This window comes from Rhizobium sp. SU303, assembly GCF_021052345.1.
Lineage (GTDB): Bacteria > Pseudomonadota > Alphaproteobacteria > Rhizobiales > Rhizobiaceae > Rhizobium > Rhizobium laguerreae.
Map to the genome: position 1 here is coordinate 361,182 of NZ_CP088096.1, position 15,467 is coordinate 376,648.

At 61.5% G+C, this 15,467-nt stretch carries 15 protein-coding genes; 12 read left to right on the forward strand and 3 right to left on the reverse strand.

Features of this window, described 5'->3' with window-relative positions:
* Positions 1-73: 73 nt before the first annotated feature.
* From RlegSU303_RS26270 to RlegSU303_RS26305, 8 genes are all read left to right on the forward strand, one after another.
* A complete protein-coding gene (locus RlegSU303_RS26270) occupies positions 74-832 on the forward strand; it encodes a FadR/GntR family transcriptional regulator (RefSeq protein ID WP_131718369.1) in 759 nt (252 codons plus the stop codon).
* A gap of 23 nt (positions 833-855) precedes the next feature.
* Positions 856-1,830, forward strand: coding sequence for a sialic acid TRAP transporter substrate-binding protein SiaP (locus tag RlegSU303_RS26275; protein ID WP_131718368.1), 975 nt, complete (start codon positions 856-858; stop codon positions 1,828-1,830).
* A 225-nt stretch (positions 1,831-2,055) separates the two neighbouring features.
* A complete protein-coding gene (locus RlegSU303_RS26280) occupies positions 2,056-2,628 on the forward strand; it encodes a TRAP transporter small permease (RefSeq protein WP_131718367.1) in 573 nt (190 codons plus the stop codon).
* 4 nt (positions 2,629-2,632) lie between these two features.
* Complete coding sequence (locus RlegSU303_RS26285) at positions 2,633-4,039, forward strand: TRAP transporter large permease (protein WP_131718366.1); 1,407 nt, start codon at positions 2,633-2,635, stop codon at positions 4,037-4,039.
* Positions 4,040-4,048: 9 nt separating this feature from the next.
* Positions 4,049-5,083: an L-idonate 5-dehydrogenase gene (locus RlegSU303_RS26290; RefSeq protein WP_131718365.1), complete on the forward strand. Its 1,035-nt coding sequence runs from the start codon at positions 4,049-4,051 to the stop codon at positions 5,081-5,083.
* Positions 5,084-5,311: 228 nt separating this feature from the next.
* The gene (locus tag RlegSU303_RS26295; protein ID WP_131718364.1) at positions 5,312-6,019 is read left to right on the forward strand and encodes a GntR family transcriptional regulator; all 708 of its coding nucleotides are present in this window, start codon (positions 5,312-5,314) and stop codon (positions 6,017-6,019) included.
* 46 nt (positions 6,020-6,065) lie between these two features.
* Positions 6,066-6,953 (forward strand): dihydrodipicolinate synthase family protein, encoded by an 888-nt coding sequence (locus RlegSU303_RS26300; RefSeq protein ID WP_131718363.1) that lies wholly within the window; start codon positions 6,066-6,068, stop codon positions 6,951-6,953.
* A gap of 1 nt (position 6,954) precedes the next feature.
* Positions 6,955-8,295, forward strand: a complete 1,341-nt coding sequence (locus RlegSU303_RS26305; protein ID WP_231283907.1) for an NAD(P)/FAD-dependent oxidoreductase — start codon at positions 6,955-6,957, stop codon at positions 8,293-8,295.
* A gap of 96 nt (positions 8,296-8,391) precedes the next feature.
* On the opposite strand, the gene RlegSU303_RS26310 is transcribed toward RlegSU303_RS26305, so the two are convergent.
* Complete coding sequence (locus RlegSU303_RS26310; RefSeq protein ID WP_003550368.1) at positions 8,392-8,856, reverse strand: Lrp/AsnC family transcriptional regulator; 465 nt, start codon at positions 8,854-8,856, stop codon at positions 8,392-8,394.
* Between the two features lie 126 nt (positions 8,857-8,982).
* Here RlegSU303_RS26310 and alr point away from each other — a divergent pair, with 126 nt between their 5' ends.
* The 3 genes from alr (at position 8,983) to RlegSU303_RS26325 (ending at position 12,506) form a co-directional block, all read left to right on the forward strand.
* Positions 8,983-10,116, forward strand: coding sequence for an alanine racemase (alr, locus tag RlegSU303_RS26315; protein WP_131718362.1), 1,134 nt, complete (start codon positions 8,983-8,985; stop codon positions 10,114-10,116).
* A 29-nt stretch (positions 10,117-10,145) separates the two neighbouring features.
* Positions 10,146-11,396, forward strand: coding sequence for a D-amino acid dehydrogenase (locus RlegSU303_RS26320; RefSeq protein ID WP_131718361.1), 1,251 nt, complete (start codon positions 10,146-10,148; stop codon positions 11,394-11,396).
* A gap of 87 nt (positions 11,397-11,483) precedes the next feature.
* A complete protein-coding gene (locus RlegSU303_RS26325; protein ID WP_131718360.1) occupies positions 11,484-12,506 on the forward strand; it encodes a helix-turn-helix transcriptional regulator in 1,023 nt (340 codons plus the stop codon).
* A gap of 84 nt (positions 12,507-12,590) precedes the next feature.
* Here the strand turns inward: RlegSU303_RS26325 and RlegSU303_RS26330 are convergent, their stop codons facing one another.
* Positions 12,591-13,925 (reverse strand): aspartate aminotransferase family protein, encoded by a 1,335-nt coding sequence (locus RlegSU303_RS26330; protein ID WP_131718359.1) that lies wholly within the window; start codon positions 13,923-13,925, stop codon positions 12,591-12,593.
* A gap of 143 nt (positions 13,926-14,068) precedes the next feature.
* Here RlegSU303_RS26330 and RlegSU303_RS26335 point away from each other — a divergent pair, with 143 nt between their 5' ends.
* Positions 14,069-14,617, forward strand: coding sequence for a cupin domain-containing protein (locus RlegSU303_RS26335; RefSeq protein ID WP_131718358.1), 549 nt, complete (start codon positions 14,069-14,071; stop codon positions 14,615-14,617).
* On the opposite strand, the gene RlegSU303_RS26340 is transcribed toward RlegSU303_RS26335, so the two are convergent.
* Positions 14,614-15,396 (reverse strand): pyrroline-5-carboxylate reductase, encoded by a 783-nt coding sequence (locus tag RlegSU303_RS26340; RefSeq protein WP_131718357.1) that lies wholly within the window; start codon positions 15,394-15,396, stop codon positions 14,614-14,616. The genes RlegSU303_RS26335 and RlegSU303_RS26340 overlap by 4 nt on opposite strands.
* Positions 15,397-15,467: the final 71 nt, after the last annotated feature.

Here is a 15,467-nt window from a genome sequence, read left to right on the forward strand (position 1 = left end):
GATGATATTCATTCTCCAATTGGTCAGGCCAATTGACCAGCTGCGCTTGAGGAGAAGCGCCGAGGAGACCACGATGTTTTCGCCTGTTGAATCACGCCGCCTGTATCGGCAGGTCGCGGATCAGATTCGCCTGATGATCGCGAGCGGCGAGCTTGCCGTCGGCCAGCGGCTGCCGGCCGAGCGCGACCTGGCGGAGCAACTGTCGGTTTCACGCCCGACCGTCCGCGAGGCGCTGATCGTCCTGGAGGTCGAAGGCCTCGTCAACATCCGCATGGGCTCCGGCATCTATGTGGTGCGCCAGCAAGCCGCGACCATTGCCGGAGCCGAGCGCGAGCCCGTGGAGGGGCCCTTCGAGCTGCTTCAGGCGCGTGCCATTATCGAATGCGCCATTGCCGAAGAAGCTGCCGGTCGCGCCAAACCTGACGATATCGCTCTGCTCGATGAAACGCTGACGCGCATGGGGGGTGTGGTCACCGATGCAATCGCAGTGCTCGATGCCGATCGCGCCTTCCACACCGGCATTGCCGCCATCGTTGGGAATGCGACATTGATCCGGGTGACGGGCGAGATGTTCGACATGCGCATGACCCCCTATTTCGCAAGGCTTGCCAGCCACTTCGAGGGGCCCACGACATGGCGCAGCGCCCTGGACGAGCATCGCGCCATCCGCGACGCGATCGCCGCCGGCGATGCCGCCGGCGCCAAGGCGGCCATGCGCGCCCATCTCACAATGTCGCAGAAGAGGTTTTCCGAGAGCTTCGGGGAGGAGTTTTCGGGAGAAGAGGAGCGCGGACGCAACGAGCGGCCGTCGAAAGGAACTGCCAAGACTTAACCCAAGCTCGGGAGGAGAGAGCAATGAAAAGCAGACTGGCAACGATACTTTGCACCGCAGCCGCGATCATGGCGAGCAGCGCGATCGCGCATGCCCAGACAGTGCTGAAATGGGCGCATGTCTATGAAACATCCGAGCCCTTCCATACGGATTCCGTATGGGCTGCGGAAGAGATCAACAAGCGCACCGACGGGCGCTACAAGATCGAGGTCTATCCGGCATCGCAGCTCGGCAAGGAAGCCGACATCAACCAAGGCCTCAAGCTCGGCACGGTCGACATCATCATCTCGGGATCGAGCTTCGCGGCCCGCGACTACAAGCCGATCGGCGTGACTTACTTCCCCTATATCTTCCGCGGTCCCGATCATCTGATCGCCTACACCAAGAGCGATGTCTTCAAGCGGCTTGCGAAAGGCTATGAAGACAAGACCGGTAACCACATCGCCGCCGTCAGCTATTACGGCACGCGCCATACGACATCAAACAAGCCGATCGCCAAATGCGCCGATATGCAGGGCCTGAAGATCCGCGTGCCTGACGTTCCGGCCTATCTCGCCATGCCGCGCGCCTGCGGCGCCAACACGACGCCGATCGCCTTTGCCGAAGTCTATCTCGCTTTGCAGAACGGCACGGTCGAGGCGCAGGAGAACCCGCTGACGACAATCGAGGCGAAGAAGTTCTACGAAGTCCAGAAGAACATCATCCTCACCGGCCACATCGTCGATCACCTCAACACCGTGATCTCGAAGACACGGTGGGCGAGCCTTTCCGACGAGGACAAGAAGATCTTCGGCGATGTGATGCAGGAGGCCGCCGAGCGCACGAGCAAGACGATCGCCGGCAAGGAAAACGGCCTCATTGCGACCTTCAAGGAAAAGGGCCTGAACGTCGCCGAGGTCGACAAGGCCGATTTCGAAAAGACCGTGATGGAAAAGGTCAATTTCGAGGATTTCGGCTACGAGAAGGCCGATTGGGAAGCAATCCGCGCGATCAAGTAAAGCCCAAGGCGCGGTGCCTAAGCGTCGCGCCCTTCGCTAACAAAGCTCGCCGACTTTTCCTTCGTCATGCTCGGGCTTGTCCCGAGCATCTGCTCCGATCGATGCGTGGCAGATCCTCGGCACAAGGCCGAAGGATGCCAGCAAGCAAAGAACGAGCTTTGTCGGCAGTTTAAAGGTCGCGCCCACACGCCGCGCCCTTCTTCCCCAACTGAAACAGGGCCGATCATGTCGCAAGAAATTCACACGCCAATCACCGCCGAAGAAATCGGTCACGAGTTCGAAGGGCACGCGCCGACCGCAAACGTCTCGGATTATGCCATCGAAGACTGGATCACGCTGATCGTCTTCTGGCTGATGGCGGGTTGCGTCTTCCTGCAGTTCTTCACGCGCTATGTGCTGAACGACAGCTACGCATGGACCGAGGAGATTGCGATCAACTGCCTGATCGGCGTCGTCTTTCTCGGTTCCGTCATGTGCGTGCGCACCTCGCGTCATATCCAGGTGGATGTGTTCTATCACTATATGCCGGCAGGTCTGGCGCGCGTGCTCGCCACTTTCGTCGATATCGTTCGCATCGGCTTCTTCGCCTATGGCTGCCATCTGATGTGGCGTTACGTCGACATCGTCGCGGACGAACAGATGGTCACCATCGACCTGCCGCGCAACATCGTCTTCTACTCCGTTCTCGTCGCCTTCGTGCTGATGCTGATCCGCGCGATCGTCGTCTTCATCGCCAATATGCGCCGCGGCTACTCCGTTCTGGAGCGTCCCGAAGAATTCCAGACCATCGAGGGTTGATCTGATGCTACTGCTTCTTGGCTCGTTTCTGGTGCTGATGCTGGTCGGGGTGCCAGTTGCCATCTCGATGGCGGTGGCATCGGTGCTTTACATCGTCCTTTACGGCGTCGCCCCCGACATCATTGTCGCCCAGCGCATGATCGCCGGCGTCGAAAGCTTCCCGCTGCTCGCCGTGCCGTTCTTCATCCTCGCGGGCAACCTGATGAACTCGGCCGGCGTCACCGGCCGCATCTATTCCTTTGCGGTCGCTCTCGTCGGCTGGATGAAGGGCGGTCTGGCGCAGGTCAATATCATCGGTTCGGTCATCTTCTCCGGCATGTCCGGCACGGCGCTCGCCGATGCGGCGGGTATCGGTACGATCGAGATCAAGGCGATGAAGGATCACGGCTATCCGGTCGAGGCCGCGGTCGGCGTGACGGCGGCTTCGGCAACGCTCGGCCCGATCTTCCCGCCGTCGCTGCCTTTCGTGATCTACGGCATGATGGCGAACGTCTCGATCGGCGCTCTTTTCATGGCGGGCATCCTGCCCGGCATCGTCATGACGCTGTTGATGATGATCACGGTCGCCGCCTTTGCTTATAAGAAGCGGTGGGGCTCGGATGCGCCGTTTAATGTCAGAGAGCTCCTATCGGCGGGGATGGAAATCGTCGTCGTCCTGGCGGTGCCGCTGGCCATCTATCTGATGATGCGTGCCGGCGTATCGATGAATGTTGCGGCGGGCATTGCCCTTGCCCTGCTTCTTGCCCTCGACTGGTATTTCCGCTTCTCCGCCGTCATGGCGCTGATGACGCCCGTCATCCTGATCGGCGGCATGACGATGGGCTGGTTCACACCGACGGAGGCCGCCGTCGCAGCCGTCCTCTGGTCTCTGTTCCTCGGTCTGGTGCGTTACCGTACGATGACGCCCTCGACGCTCGCCAAGGCAAGTTTCGATACGATCGAGACGACGGCATCCGTTCTCTTCATCGTCACCGCGGCATCGGTCTTTGCATGGCTGCTGACGGTGAGCCAGGCGGCCCAGCTGCTGTCCGATGCGATCCTGTCGATCACCGACAATAAATGGGTTTTCCTGATCCTGGTGAACCTCTTGATGCTCTTCGTCGGCTGCTTCCTGGATACGATCGCGGCCATTACCATCCTCGTGCCGATCCTTCTGCCGATCGTCCTGAAGTTCGGGATCGATCCCGTCCAGTTCGGTCTCATCATGACGCTGAACCTGATGATTGGCCTGCTGCACCCGCCGCTCGGCATGGTGCTTTTCGTGCTGTCGAGGGTCGCGAAACTTTCCGTCGAACGCACGACCATGGCGATCCTGCCCTGGCTGGTGCCGCTTTTCCTGGCGCTGATCCTGATCACCTTCGTGCCCGCCATATCGCTGTGGCTGCCGCAGCAACTCGGGCTGCTGAGATAGGAGCGGAAGATGCGGACACGTGTGGCACGGCTTTACCAAAAGGGCGACCTCAGGATCGAGACCGCCGTGGTTGCGGCCCCTGGCCCCGGCGAGGTGCTTCTCAAAATGGCGGCCGCAGGCATCTGCGGCTCCGACCTGCATTATTATCAGGACGGCGGCTTCGGGCCGGTTCGGGTTCGCGAGCCGATCATACCAGGCCACGAGGCATCAGGAACCGTAAGCCAAGCGGGCGAGGGGGTCGATCTGAAGGCCGGGACGCTGGTGGCGGTCAATCCCAGCCAACCCTGCGGGCATTGCGAATATTGTCAGAAAAACATGCCGATCCACTGCCTGGAAATGCGCTTCATGGGCAGTGCGATGCGCCTGCCGCATGAGCAGGGCATGTTCCGGGAATGGCTGGTGGTGCCGGCCAAGCAATGCTTTGCGGTCGGACCTGCGACAACCGCCGCGGAAGCGGCCTGCAGCGAGCCGCTCTCCGTCTGCCTGCACGCGGCATCGCGCGCAGGAAATATCACAGGCAAGCGCTTGCTGGTCACCGGAGCCGGCCCGATCGGCGCCCTGGTGGTTGCCGTCGCCAGTTATTTCGGCGCAGATGAGATCGTGGTGACCGATCTCGCGGATGCGGCGCTGGACCGGGCCAAAGCGATGGGCGCCAGCCGGACGATCAATGTTTCGAAGGACGTCGCTGCGCTTGCGGAATATGAGGCGGGAAAGGGCTATTTCGATCTCGTCTTCGAATGCTCGGCCGCCGCCCCGGCAATCCGCGGCGCGATTGCCGCGATCAGGCCGCGCGGAACGATCGTGCAGGTCGGCGTCACAGGAGACGTCCCGATCCCTCTCAACGCCATCGTCGGCAAGGAGCTTCAACTCCACGGAACGCAGCGCTTCCACGAGGAGTTCGGTACTGCCGTCGAGCTGATCTCCAGCCGCAAGATCGATGTGCGGCCGATCATCAGTCACAGCCTGCCGCTCGAAGAAGCCACCGCCGCCTTCACGCTCGCCGGCGATCGCGCAGCTGCCTGCAAGGTGCAACTCACCTTTTAGAGCGCGTCGCCGAACTCATAGCTGTTGCCGGATGGATCGATGGGCAATCGAGGTTGCCGGTTGCCGGTCGCCTTGCCGACGCAGCATTCGCTGCGCGTGAAGGCAGTAACTTTTCCTGACCCGAACCTGTTTTCTCGCTGACTGGGCGAGCGGATTCGATTCCGGAGCCTCACGAAATTCTTGACGTCTATCTTATGTCTACATAATGTCTTCCAAAAGGATTATGAGATGGACGATGACATTCTCTCCGAAATCGGCAACCCCGACCGCAAGGGCAACCTGGGTCTTGCGCTCCGCAGACGCATCCTGACGATGGAGCTGCCGCCAGGTGCGGTGTTGGACGAGGTGGCGCTGAGCGAGGAGTTCGGGCTGTCCCGCCCGCCGGTTCGCGAGCTGATGCGGCAGATGGCTGGCGAAGGTTATATCGAGCTCGAAGCCAACCGGGCGGCGCGCGTCAGTTCGATGAGTTACCAGTCGCTGCGCGACTTCTTCCTTCTTGCGCCGATGATCTACATCACCGCTAACAAGCTGGCGGCCGAGAACGGGACGCGCGGGCAGCTCGACGTGCTCAAGCAGATTCAGCAATCATTTCGAAACGCCGTTGACAACTGCGACGTCGAGGGGCGCGTCTTCTACAACGACCAGTTCCACCGACAGATCGGCGAGATGGCGCACAACATCTATCTGGTTCCAAGCCTGCGGCGATTGCAGATCGACCACGCGCGCATCGGCAAGGTCTTCTACCAGCACCCGAACACGCCTCGCATGCAGGAAGAGCTCGAACTCGCCACGCAACAGCATGACGAGATGATCGACGCCATCGGGAAACGCAATCCCGACGTAGCCGGAGAACTGGCGCGGCTTCACCTCGAACTTTCACGACGAAACATGGCCATGTACGCGGCCCCAGAGGGTCTGGAGACGCCAACCCTCTAGGACCATTGCCTTGACCTTCGACGGCCTAACGCGGGACACCAAACGAATGTCTGACTTCCAGTTTCCAGGCCTGAACCTTGCCATTACCACGCCGTTCGACGATGCCGGACGTATCGACTACGGCAGGCTCGAATACAATGTCGAGCGCTATCTTGCGGCAGGCGTCAGGAGCTTACTGTTCAGCTCCGGCACCGGCATGCACGTCTACCTTTCCAAGGAGGAATCCGAGGAACTGATCCGACGCGGAGCGCGGATCGTCAACGGACGGGCAAAGGTGATTGCGCAGACCTCCGCTCTCCTCGTGGAAGACGTCGTCGAGCGTACCATCCGCGCGCGAGATGCCGGCGCCGAAGGCGTCATGGTTCTCCCGCCCTTCTTCGAAGGACCGACCGACGACCAGGGCATCGTCGATTTCTACAGCGAGGTTGCGAAGGCCGGTCTTCCGGTGATCGGCTACAACGTTCCCCAGGCGGTCGGCGTCGCCGTTACGCCGGAACTTTTCGACAGGCTGAACGAAATCCCCGGCTTCTGTGCCGTCAAGGACAGCAGCGGCGATCTTGGAAAGCAGGCAGCACTTATCCGCACCGGCCGTTTCGTCATGAACGGCGCTGACCCTCTCGTTCCCTACGCGCTCTATGCCGGATGCGACGGCCTGATCTGGGGTGGGGCGAACTTCGCTCCGAGAACCTGCGTCGCCCTCGTCGAGGCCGCCGCCGAGCATAAATGGGACGAGGTTCGCGCCCTCTGGAAAATCTTGGAGCCGTCGATGGGGCTGATCTGGGAAGGCGATTACGTGCAGTCCGTCTATGCGGCGGCAGATCTGGTGGGCTACGGCGCCGGAGTTCCCCGAAAACCGCTGCGCGGGCTTGTCCCAGAAAAGCTTCCGGCCATCCGGCGCTCCCTCGAAACGCTCATGGAGCATGAAGCGATCTGACGTGACCCAGGCCGGAAAAAACGTTTTCATTGCATCCAGGCTTCCGAAACGCGCAGGCGTTTCGGGCTGGGTTGCCACACTTGCGCCGCGCACGCCACGGCCGGCGCTGACCGGATCGGTCATTGCGGATGTCGCGATCATCGGCGGTGGTTTCGCCGGCCTTTCCGCGGCCCGGCGCATATCACGCCTGGACCCGACCGCGCAGGTCGCCGTGCTGGAAGCGGGTATCGTCGGCGAGGGGCCGGCGGGCGCGAACTCGGGCTTCATCATCGACCTGCCGCACGAGGTCTCGTCCGACGATTTCAGCGGAGAGTCGGAGGCGAGGTTCAGGCAATCCGTGCTCATACAGCGCTCGGCCATTGCTCTGGCGAGCGAGATGGCCGCCGAAAACGGTTGGGGCAAGGACGTGTTCGATCCCTCTGGCCGATACAGCGTCGCCATCAGCGCGGAAGGCGACAGGCACCTCGAGGACTATGCGCAGCAGCTCTCGAAAATGGGCGAAGACCATCGGCTTCTGAGCGCCGGGGAGATCGGGGCGGTAACGGGATCGCCGGTCTACACCTCCGGTCTGTTCACGCCCGGCACGGTCATCGTGCAGCCCGCCGCCTACATTCGCGGGGTCGCCGACTGTCTGAAGAAGCCGGCCACCCTTTACGAGCGGTCGCCGGCGCTCTCGTTCGAGCGCCTCGGTACGGGCTGGCTCGTCAAGACGCCGCAGGGTTCCGTGCAGGCGGCAAAGATCATCATGGCAAACAACGGACATGCGGAGAGCTTCGGGTTCTTCCGTGGACGCCTGCTCCACGTCTTCACCTACGCCTCCCTCACCGAGGAGTTCGACCCCTCGCGCCTCGGCGGAGAACGGAAGTGGGCCGCCACGCCCGCCCTGCCGATGGGAACGACCGTCCGCCGCATCGGCACGGCCGGCGGCGATCGAATCCTGGTGCGCTCCCGCTACAGCTATAATCCGAGCATCGCAGTCAGCGACTCCGCGATCCAGCGGGCCGGCCGCCTCCACGACGGCAAGTTCTCCAAACGCTTTCCCACCCTTGGCGGCGTCGGGATGCAGTATCGCTGGGCCGGCGCGATGGCGCTCACACGCAATCATGTTCCGGCATTCGGTGAGATCGAGCGAGGCGTGTTCGCGGCATGCGGCTGCAACGGTCTTGGAGCGTCGAACTCGACGGCATCAGGGATCGCGGCCGCGGAACTGGTGCTCGGACATGATTCCGAACTCGGCCGCGTCTATGCGCGTCTCGCTGCCCCTGCGGCATTGCCGCCGCAGCCCTTCACCGGAGCAAAGATCCACCTCGCCTATCGCGAGTGGAGTGCAGGATCCGAGTGATAAGCGGGATCTCCAATCTGCGCCAACGGCGCAGTTGACGATACGGCGAGGCTGACCATACGCGATCTGGCTGGATGCGCGGGTGGGGATCACGGTTCAGCGCCTGCCCCTCGTGCGCGTCGCCAGAACATTGCGGATCGAGAAGCTGGAATGAATCCTGAGGACGCCGGGCAAGGTCGACAGGATCTCTTTGTGAATCCGCTCGAACTCGCCGGCATTGGCAACCTCCACACGCAGCAGGTAATCCGAACCACCGGTCATCAGAAAACATTCCCGGATCTCTGGATGCCGGCGTACCGCCGCCTCCAGGCGGTCGAGATAGTCTTCCGTTTGTCGTTCGAGAGTGATGTTGATGATCACGGCGATCATTTCATCCGCATTGCCGGTGTCCACCAGCACCGTATAGCCGCGGATCACGCCTGATTTTTCCATGATCTTGATGCGCCTGAGACAGGCCGATGGCGAGAGACCGATCTCGGCGGCGAGCTTGGCATTGCTCATGCGGGCATCGAGGCGCAGCAGTCTCAGGATATTGCGATCGATCGCGTCGAGAGCAGGCATAGTGGATTATTCCAAATTTTTATTGATTATGCGGATAATTGGCGGATCATGCAATAATCGACTGCTGAATGATCGGCAATTTCGCTCATTATTTCATAAACTCCCTGAGATCGAAAAGGGGTGGACATGGATAGCGATATTTTGGTTTCCCGCACACGAACTGCCACGACCGCGCAGGGAGCCACGGGCTATCTGACGATCGATCTTGCCGCCCTCGGCCGTAACTATTGCAAGCTCGTATCGATGCTGGCACCGGTCCGCGCCGGCGCCGTCGTCAAGGCTGACGCCTATGGTCTCGGCGCCAAACGGGTGGCGGGAACGCTTCACAGTGAAGGTTGCAGGCATTTCTTCGTCGCCCAGTTTGTAGAGGCCTTGAGGCTCCGACCGGCCCTTGCGCACGACGCCCAGATTTTCGTGCTGAACGGCTTGCAGCCCGGCAATGAGATCGCCTGCGCCGAGATGGGCATCGTCCCTGTTCTCAATTCGCTGGCGCAGTGGCGGCAGTGGTCAGCGGCTGCGCGCATTCTGAAGCGCCACCTGCCTGCCGTCCTACAATTCGACACCGGCATGTCGCGGCTCGGTTTTCCCAGGGAAGAGCGAGCAGAGCTGGCGGCGGCTCTTCGCGACGGCAGCAATGTTGAAATCCTGTTCATCATGAGCCATCTGGCTTCGGCCGACGACATCGACAGCGAGCAGAACGGCGAGCAGTTTGCCGAGATGTCCCGCATCGCCGACGAATTTCCCTGCTTCGACATTTCCTTCGCCAATTCCGGCGGCGTTTTCCTGGGCGACGCCTATCACGGCGTGCTCGCCCGTCCCGGCATCGCGCTTTATGGCGGCGCTCCGAACGCCGGCGAGAAGAGCCCGATGGAGCCGGTAGTCAGCCTCAATGTCGCCGTCGTGCAGACGCGCACCGTGCCGGCGGGTGCGAAGGTCGGCTATGGCGGCGCGCATATCACGCAACGGGAAACGCGTCTCGCCACCATTGCAGCCGGCTATGCCGATGGTCTGCCGCGATGCCTCAGCGACCGCGGCGCCGTCTATTTCAAGGGCATCCGCCTGCCGATCGTCGGCCGCGTGTCGATGGACAGCGCGACCGTCGACATATCAGCACTGCCCGAAGGCGCGCTGACCTTCGGCAGTCTCGTCGAAGTGCTTGGCCGCCATCAGACGCTCGAGGACATTGCCCGCGACGCCGGCACCATTTCTTACGAAATCCTAACCGGCCTGGGCGATCGTTACGACAGGCAATATCGCTGAGAGCCGGCGGCTCCATCATTGGGAACATCATGAAGGTCATCGTTCTAGGAGCCGGCATCGTCGGCGTCACATCCGCTTATCAACTGGCCAAGGCCGGCCATGAGGTCACGGTCGTCGACCGGCAGCCGGGTCCGGCGCTGGAGACGAGCTTTGCCAATGCCGGCGAAGTCTCCTTCGGCTATTGCTCGCCTTGGGCGGCGCCCGGCATCCCCATGAAGGCCATGAAGTGGCTGTTCATGAAGCATGCGCCGCTCATCCTGCGCCCGAAACTCGACATGGCCATGCTCTCCTGGATGGCCAGGATGCTGTCGAACTGCACCTCCGAGCGCTACGCGATCAACAAGAGCCGCATGCTGCGCCTTGCCGATTACAGCCGCATCGCGCTGGCCGATCTTCGCGCCGAGACCGGCATCGCCTATGATGAACGCATGCAGGGGACGTTGCAGCTGTTCCGCACGCAGCAGCAGCTCGATGCCTCGGCAAAGGATGTCAAAGCGCTGGCTGCCGACGGTATTCCCTATGAGGTGCTGGACCGGGACGGCTGCATCCGCTTCGAACCGGCGCTGAAGCATGTGCGCGACAAGATTGTCGGCGGTCTGCTGACGCCGAAGGACGAAACCGGCGACTGCTTCAAGTTCACCAATGCGCTGGCGGCCAAAGCCGAGGCGCTCGGTGTCCGTTTTGCTTACGGGACGACGATCAAGGCGCTGGATGTCGAGGCCGGCCGGGTGCGCGGGGTCATCACCGATCGTGAGCGGATGAGCGCGGAGGCGGTGGTGGTCGCGCTCGGCAGTTATTCACCGCTGCTGCTCGCGCCGCTCGGCATCAGGCTGCCGGTCTATCCCGTCAAGGGCTATTCGCTCACGATCCCGATTGCCGATGCGTCACGCGCGCCGGAATCGACCGTCATGGACGAGACCTACAAGATCGCGATCACCCGGCTGGGCGACCGCATTCGTGTCGGCGGCATGGCTGAAATCTCAGGCTACACCAATGATCTCGGCCTGGCCCGCCGCAGCACGCTGGAATACTCGGTCACCGATCTCTTCCCGGGCGGCGATATTTCCAAGGCCTCCTTCTGGTCCGGCCTGCGCCCGATGACGCCGGATGGCACGCCGGTCATCGGCCCGACAAAGGTCGCCGGCCTCTTTCTCAATACCGGTCACGGCACGCTCGGCTGGACGATGAGCACCGGTTCGGCGCGGCTCATCGGCGATCTCGTCGGCGGCGGCCAGCCGGAAATCGACGCGAGGGATCTCGCAATCAGCCGCTACGGTTGAAACCGCCGGGGCAACACAAAAAAAGAGGGATGAACATGATTGCGCAAATCCATTATCACTTGTGTACATCGTCTTTCGAGGTCACGAATGTCCGTTAATTCTCATATACATAACGATGGCAGCCTCGCCCGACAGCTGGCGGTGCAGAGCATGTTGTTTCGGGAAACGGCGCACAGTGGAACGGACCCGGATGAACTCTCGGAAATATTGTCGACGCCAACCTCCCCGATCAAGGTTGCGGCGGAAGGCAATATGCCGATTGCATACGACTGCAATTTCGTCTCCGTGGGAGAAGAGGTAACGGTAGCCGACTGTACCTACGAAGGCACAATCCTGATCAGGCGGGAGGCGCCCAGCGATAGGATGATCGTGTTTCTACCGATGGCAGGGAACGCATCCTTCGAAGGCATGCGGGAGCAAATCTATTCCGTTCCCGCTCGTGGTACGATCCTTGAGGCAGGTCGTGCCGCGGGTGCCCGCCTGTTTGGGCCCCGCCGTCATTTCGGCCTGTTCGTCGATCAGGCGAAGATCATTAGCCACCTGACGCATATGTTCGAACGAACGATCAGTGGCGACATCGATTTTCATCCTCACATCGATTTGACGACTGGTCCGGGGCTGGTATTGCAGCAACTTGTCTCGAGCCTCCATCGCGGTCTCAGTGGGAACGGACCGTTGCAACAGTCGCCGCTGGCCGCCAGCTCGCTCTGCGACGCGGCGATCTATCTGCTTCTGGAGACCTGTCCTAATCGCTATTCGAACGAGCTTGCACTCCCTGCTCCGGCGCCAGCCCCACGCCATGTGAAATGGGCCATCGACTTCATGCAGGAACACATCGCCGAGCCGATTTCGCTGAACGATATCGCGATGGCAGCCAAGGTAAGCGTTCGGACTTTGCAGCAGGGTTTCCGGCAGTTCAGGGATACGACCCCGATGGCCTACCTGCATGAACTTCGGATGGTTGCCGCCCATCGCGATTTGCTCGAGTCTGACGCGAGGCAGGGCATCGCCGACGTCGCGCTCAGATGGGGATTTATGCATCCGGGGCGATTTGCTGCCGAATACAGGAAGCGTTTCGGCCAATTGCCGTCACAGACCTTGAAGCGTTGAGCGTCGTCTCGGTGTGCCGGATGGTTCCGTCGACGATGGACCACAGGTCCGATCGCCGACGGAAACGACACGCGGGATGCGGATCTATGCCGCGCGCTTCAAGGCGTCGCTGAGGATCGAAACGATCGTGTCGATCTGGGTTTTCTCGATGATGAGCGGCGGAGAAAGCGCGATGATGTCACCGGTCACCCGGATCAGCAGGCCCTTTTCGAAGCAGTCGACGAAGATTTCGTAGGCGCGGGTTCCCGGCGCCCCGTCACGAGGAGCCAGTTCGACTGCGCCGACCAGCCCGAGATTGCGGATGTCGACGACATGAGGCAGGCCATTCAGCGAATGGAGAGCCTCCTGCCAGTATTCGGCCAAGTCGGATGCGCGCGTCAGCAGGCCTTCCTCCTGGTAGATCTCCAGAGTAGCGAGCCCGGCTGCGCAGGCGACCGGATGGCCGGAATAGGTATATCCGTGGAAAAGCTCGATCGCATTTTCCGGTCCGACCATCAGGCCGTCATAGATCTTGCGGCTGGCAAAGACCGCGCCCATGGGAATTGCGCCGTTGGTGAGGCCCTTTGCCGTGGTGACCAGGTCAGGCACGACGCCGAAATAGTCGGTCGCGAAAGGAGTGCCGAGACGGCCGAAACCGGTGATGACCTCGTCGAAGATCAGCAGAATGCCGTGTTTGTCGGCGGTCGCACGCAGCTTCTCCAGATAGCCCTTCGGCGGCAGGACCACGCCCGCCGATCCCGACATCGGCTCGACGATAACAGCTGCGATGGTTTCAGCGCCGTGCAATTGCACCAGGCGCTCGAGATCGTCCGCCAGTTCCACGCCGTTCGGGGGGAGGGCTTTTGAAAATGCATTGCGCTCGACGTCGAGCGTGTGGCGCATGTGGTCGGCCGGTATTTGCGGGAAGACCCGCCTGTTGTTGACGAGACCGCCGACGGAAATGCCGCCGAACCCGACGCCGTGATATCCCTTCTCGCGCCCGATGATCCGCGTGCGGGTGCCTTGGCCGATCGCTCGTTGGTAGGCAATGGCGATCTTCAGCGCCGTATCGACCGATTCCGAGCCCGAGCCGGTGAAGAAGATCCTGTCGAGTTTGGCTTCTGGACCACCCGGGGCGTTCGCAGCCAATTTCGAGGCGAAGTCGAAGGCGATCGGATGCCCCATCTGAAAGGTCGGCGCATAGTCCAGCGTTGCAAGCTGCCGCTCGACGGCCTGGGCGATCTTCTTGCGGCCGTGGCCGGCGTTGCAACACCAGAGCCCGGCCGTGCCGTCAAGCACCTGATTTCCATCGACGTCGGTGTAGTACATTCCCTCGGCTGCTGCGAGAAGCCGCGGAGTGGCCTTGAATTGCCGGTTCGCGGTGAACGGCATCCAGAAATTTTCGAGTACGGGCGCGTTCGTTTTGCTGAGCTGGTCCATCCTGGCCTCCTTTGGGATGGCGCCGAGAATGGCAATTTCTCCATTTCAAACAAGTCCTTTTCTTTGTCGGTGCAAGCTATTGAAATTGAACAAATGGAAAGGTATGATTTTAGATATTCTGGACAACACAAACGAACCGCATCATGTCAGTCGACGTCGGCAGCCGCCTTCGCCACCTTCGTATCGCCCATAAGCTTTCCCAGCGCGAGCTTGCCAAGCGCACCGGTGTGCCCAATTCGACCATCTCGCTCATCGAATCGAACGCCTCCAACCCGTCGGTCGGGGCCCTGAAGCGAATCCTGGACGGCATCCCCATCGGTCTGGCGGAATTCTTCGCCTTCGAGCCCGAGCGTCCAAGGAAGGCCTTCTATGCGGTCGAGGAACTGGTGGAGATCGGCAAGGGCGCCATCTCCTACAGGCAGGTTGGGGAAAACCTGTTCGGGCGCAGCCTGCAAATCCTCAAGGAATGCTACCAGCCGGGCGCGGATACCGGAAAGGTTCCCCTTGTTCACGAGGGGGAAGAGGGCGGGATCGTGCTCTCGGGACGGCTCGAGGTGACGGTCGATGACGAGCGGCGTATTCTTGGAGCGGGTGACGCCTATTGTTTCGAAAGCAGGCGCCCGCACCGCTTCCGCTGCGTCGGACCGGTGCCCTGCGAGGTCATCAGCGCCTGCACGCCGCCGACGTTCTAGTTCCTGCCCTCGATGCGGGCAAGCACGCCGTCGAGTGCAGCCGTCAGCGCGGCAAGGCCGCCCTTCTTCTCGAAGTCTGAAAGAACCTGCTCGTTCAGTCCGCCCTTGGTCGCGAATTCGCGGCTCAGCGCGCTGAACGGTTCGTTGCCGGGGCTGGTTGCTTTCTGCGCAAGGCTTGCAAAGAGCGGGGCAAGGTAGGCCTGTCCCTTGGCCTTTTCGAGGCCGCTTCTTTCCAGCCAGACGGCAACCTGCTCCATGATGCCGAAATAGGTCGACATCATTGCGCTCGCTGCCGCGAGAAGATCATATTCCTTCCTCGACTGGCATTGGACAGCCGTTCCGAGCGCATCGAAAAGCGCTGCGACGGCGGTATCGGGCGGATAGATGGCAGTGACGCCTTGCCGGCCGGCGACGAAGGGCAAGGGAATCGCCTGCACGAGATGCACGTCGGCGCCGATCCATTTGGAGAGGGCCTGGCGCTCCGTCGCCGCAACGAGGCTGACGACCATTTGGCCATCCTTGAACGACAGCGTGCGCACGACCTCCTCGGCGACTTGCGGCCGTATCGCCAGGAACACAATGTCGCTGCGCTCGACGACGTCCTGATTGTCCTTGGCAATTCTGACGGCGGCGAATTCGGCTGCTAGCGTCGCGGCGATGTGAGCGCTTCGTGGAGACACGTGGATCTCGGAGGCATAGGCCGGCTCACTGAGAAGCCCGCGAACCATCGCTTCGGTGATCGCGCCGGTTCCGACGAATCCGATACTGTCGATTTTCATATGATTACTCCGCAGCCCGCAGCGGGCGGCCTAGCGCGACATCCTTGCGCCGGACCACATAGCCCACAAAA

Coding starts and splice junctions, on each gene's coding strand:
- RlegSU303_RS26295 (WP_131718364.1), top strand. CDS start 5,312: ATGGACGATGACATTCTCTCCGAAATCGGCAACCCCGACCGCAAGGGC.
- RlegSU303_RS26270 (WP_131718369.1), top strand. CDS start 74: ATGTTTTCGCCTGTTGAATCACGCCGCCTGTATCGGCAGGTCGCGGAT.
- RlegSU303_RS26340 (WP_131718357.1), bottom strand. CDS start 15,396: ATGAAAATCGACAGTATCGGATTCGTCGGAACCGGCGCGATCACCGAA.
- RlegSU303_RS26285 (WP_131718366.1), top strand. CDS start 2,633: ATGCTACTGCTTCTTGGCTCGTTTCTGGTGCTGATGCTGGTCGGGGTG.
- alr (WP_131718362.1), top strand. CDS start 8,983: ATGGATAGCGATATTTTGGTTTCCCGCACACGAACTGCCACGACCGCG.
- RlegSU303_RS26300 (WP_131718363.1), top strand. CDS start 6,066: ATGTCTGACTTCCAGTTTCCAGGCCTGAACCTTGCCATTACCACGCCG.
- RlegSU303_RS26275 (WP_131718368.1), top strand. CDS start 856: ATGAAAAGCAGACTGGCAACGATACTTTGCACCGCAGCCGCGATCATG.
- RlegSU303_RS26330 (WP_131718359.1), bottom strand. CDS start 13,925: ATGGACCAGCTCAGCAAAACGAACGCGCCCGTACTCGAAAATTTCTGG.
- RlegSU303_RS26325 (WP_131718360.1), top strand. CDS start 11,484: ATGTCCGTTAATTCTCATATACATAACGATGGCAGCCTCGCCCGACAG.
- RlegSU303_RS26280 (WP_131718367.1), top strand. CDS start 2,056: ATGTCGCAAGAAATTCACACGCCAATCACCGCCGAAGAAATCGGTCAC.
- RlegSU303_RS26290 (WP_131718365.1), top strand. CDS start 4,049: ATGCGGACACGTGTGGCACGGCTTTACCAAAAGGGCGACCTCAGGATC.
- RlegSU303_RS26320 (WP_131718361.1), top strand. CDS start 10,146: ATGAAGGTCATCGTTCTAGGAGCCGGCATCGTCGGCGTCACATCCGCT.
- RlegSU303_RS26310 (WP_003550368.1), bottom strand. CDS start 8,856: ATGCCTGCTCTCGACGCGATCGATCGCAATATCCTGAGACTGCTGCGC.
- RlegSU303_RS26335 (WP_131718358.1), top strand. CDS start 14,069: ATGTCAGTCGACGTCGGCAGCCGCCTTCGCCACCTTCGTATCGCCCAT.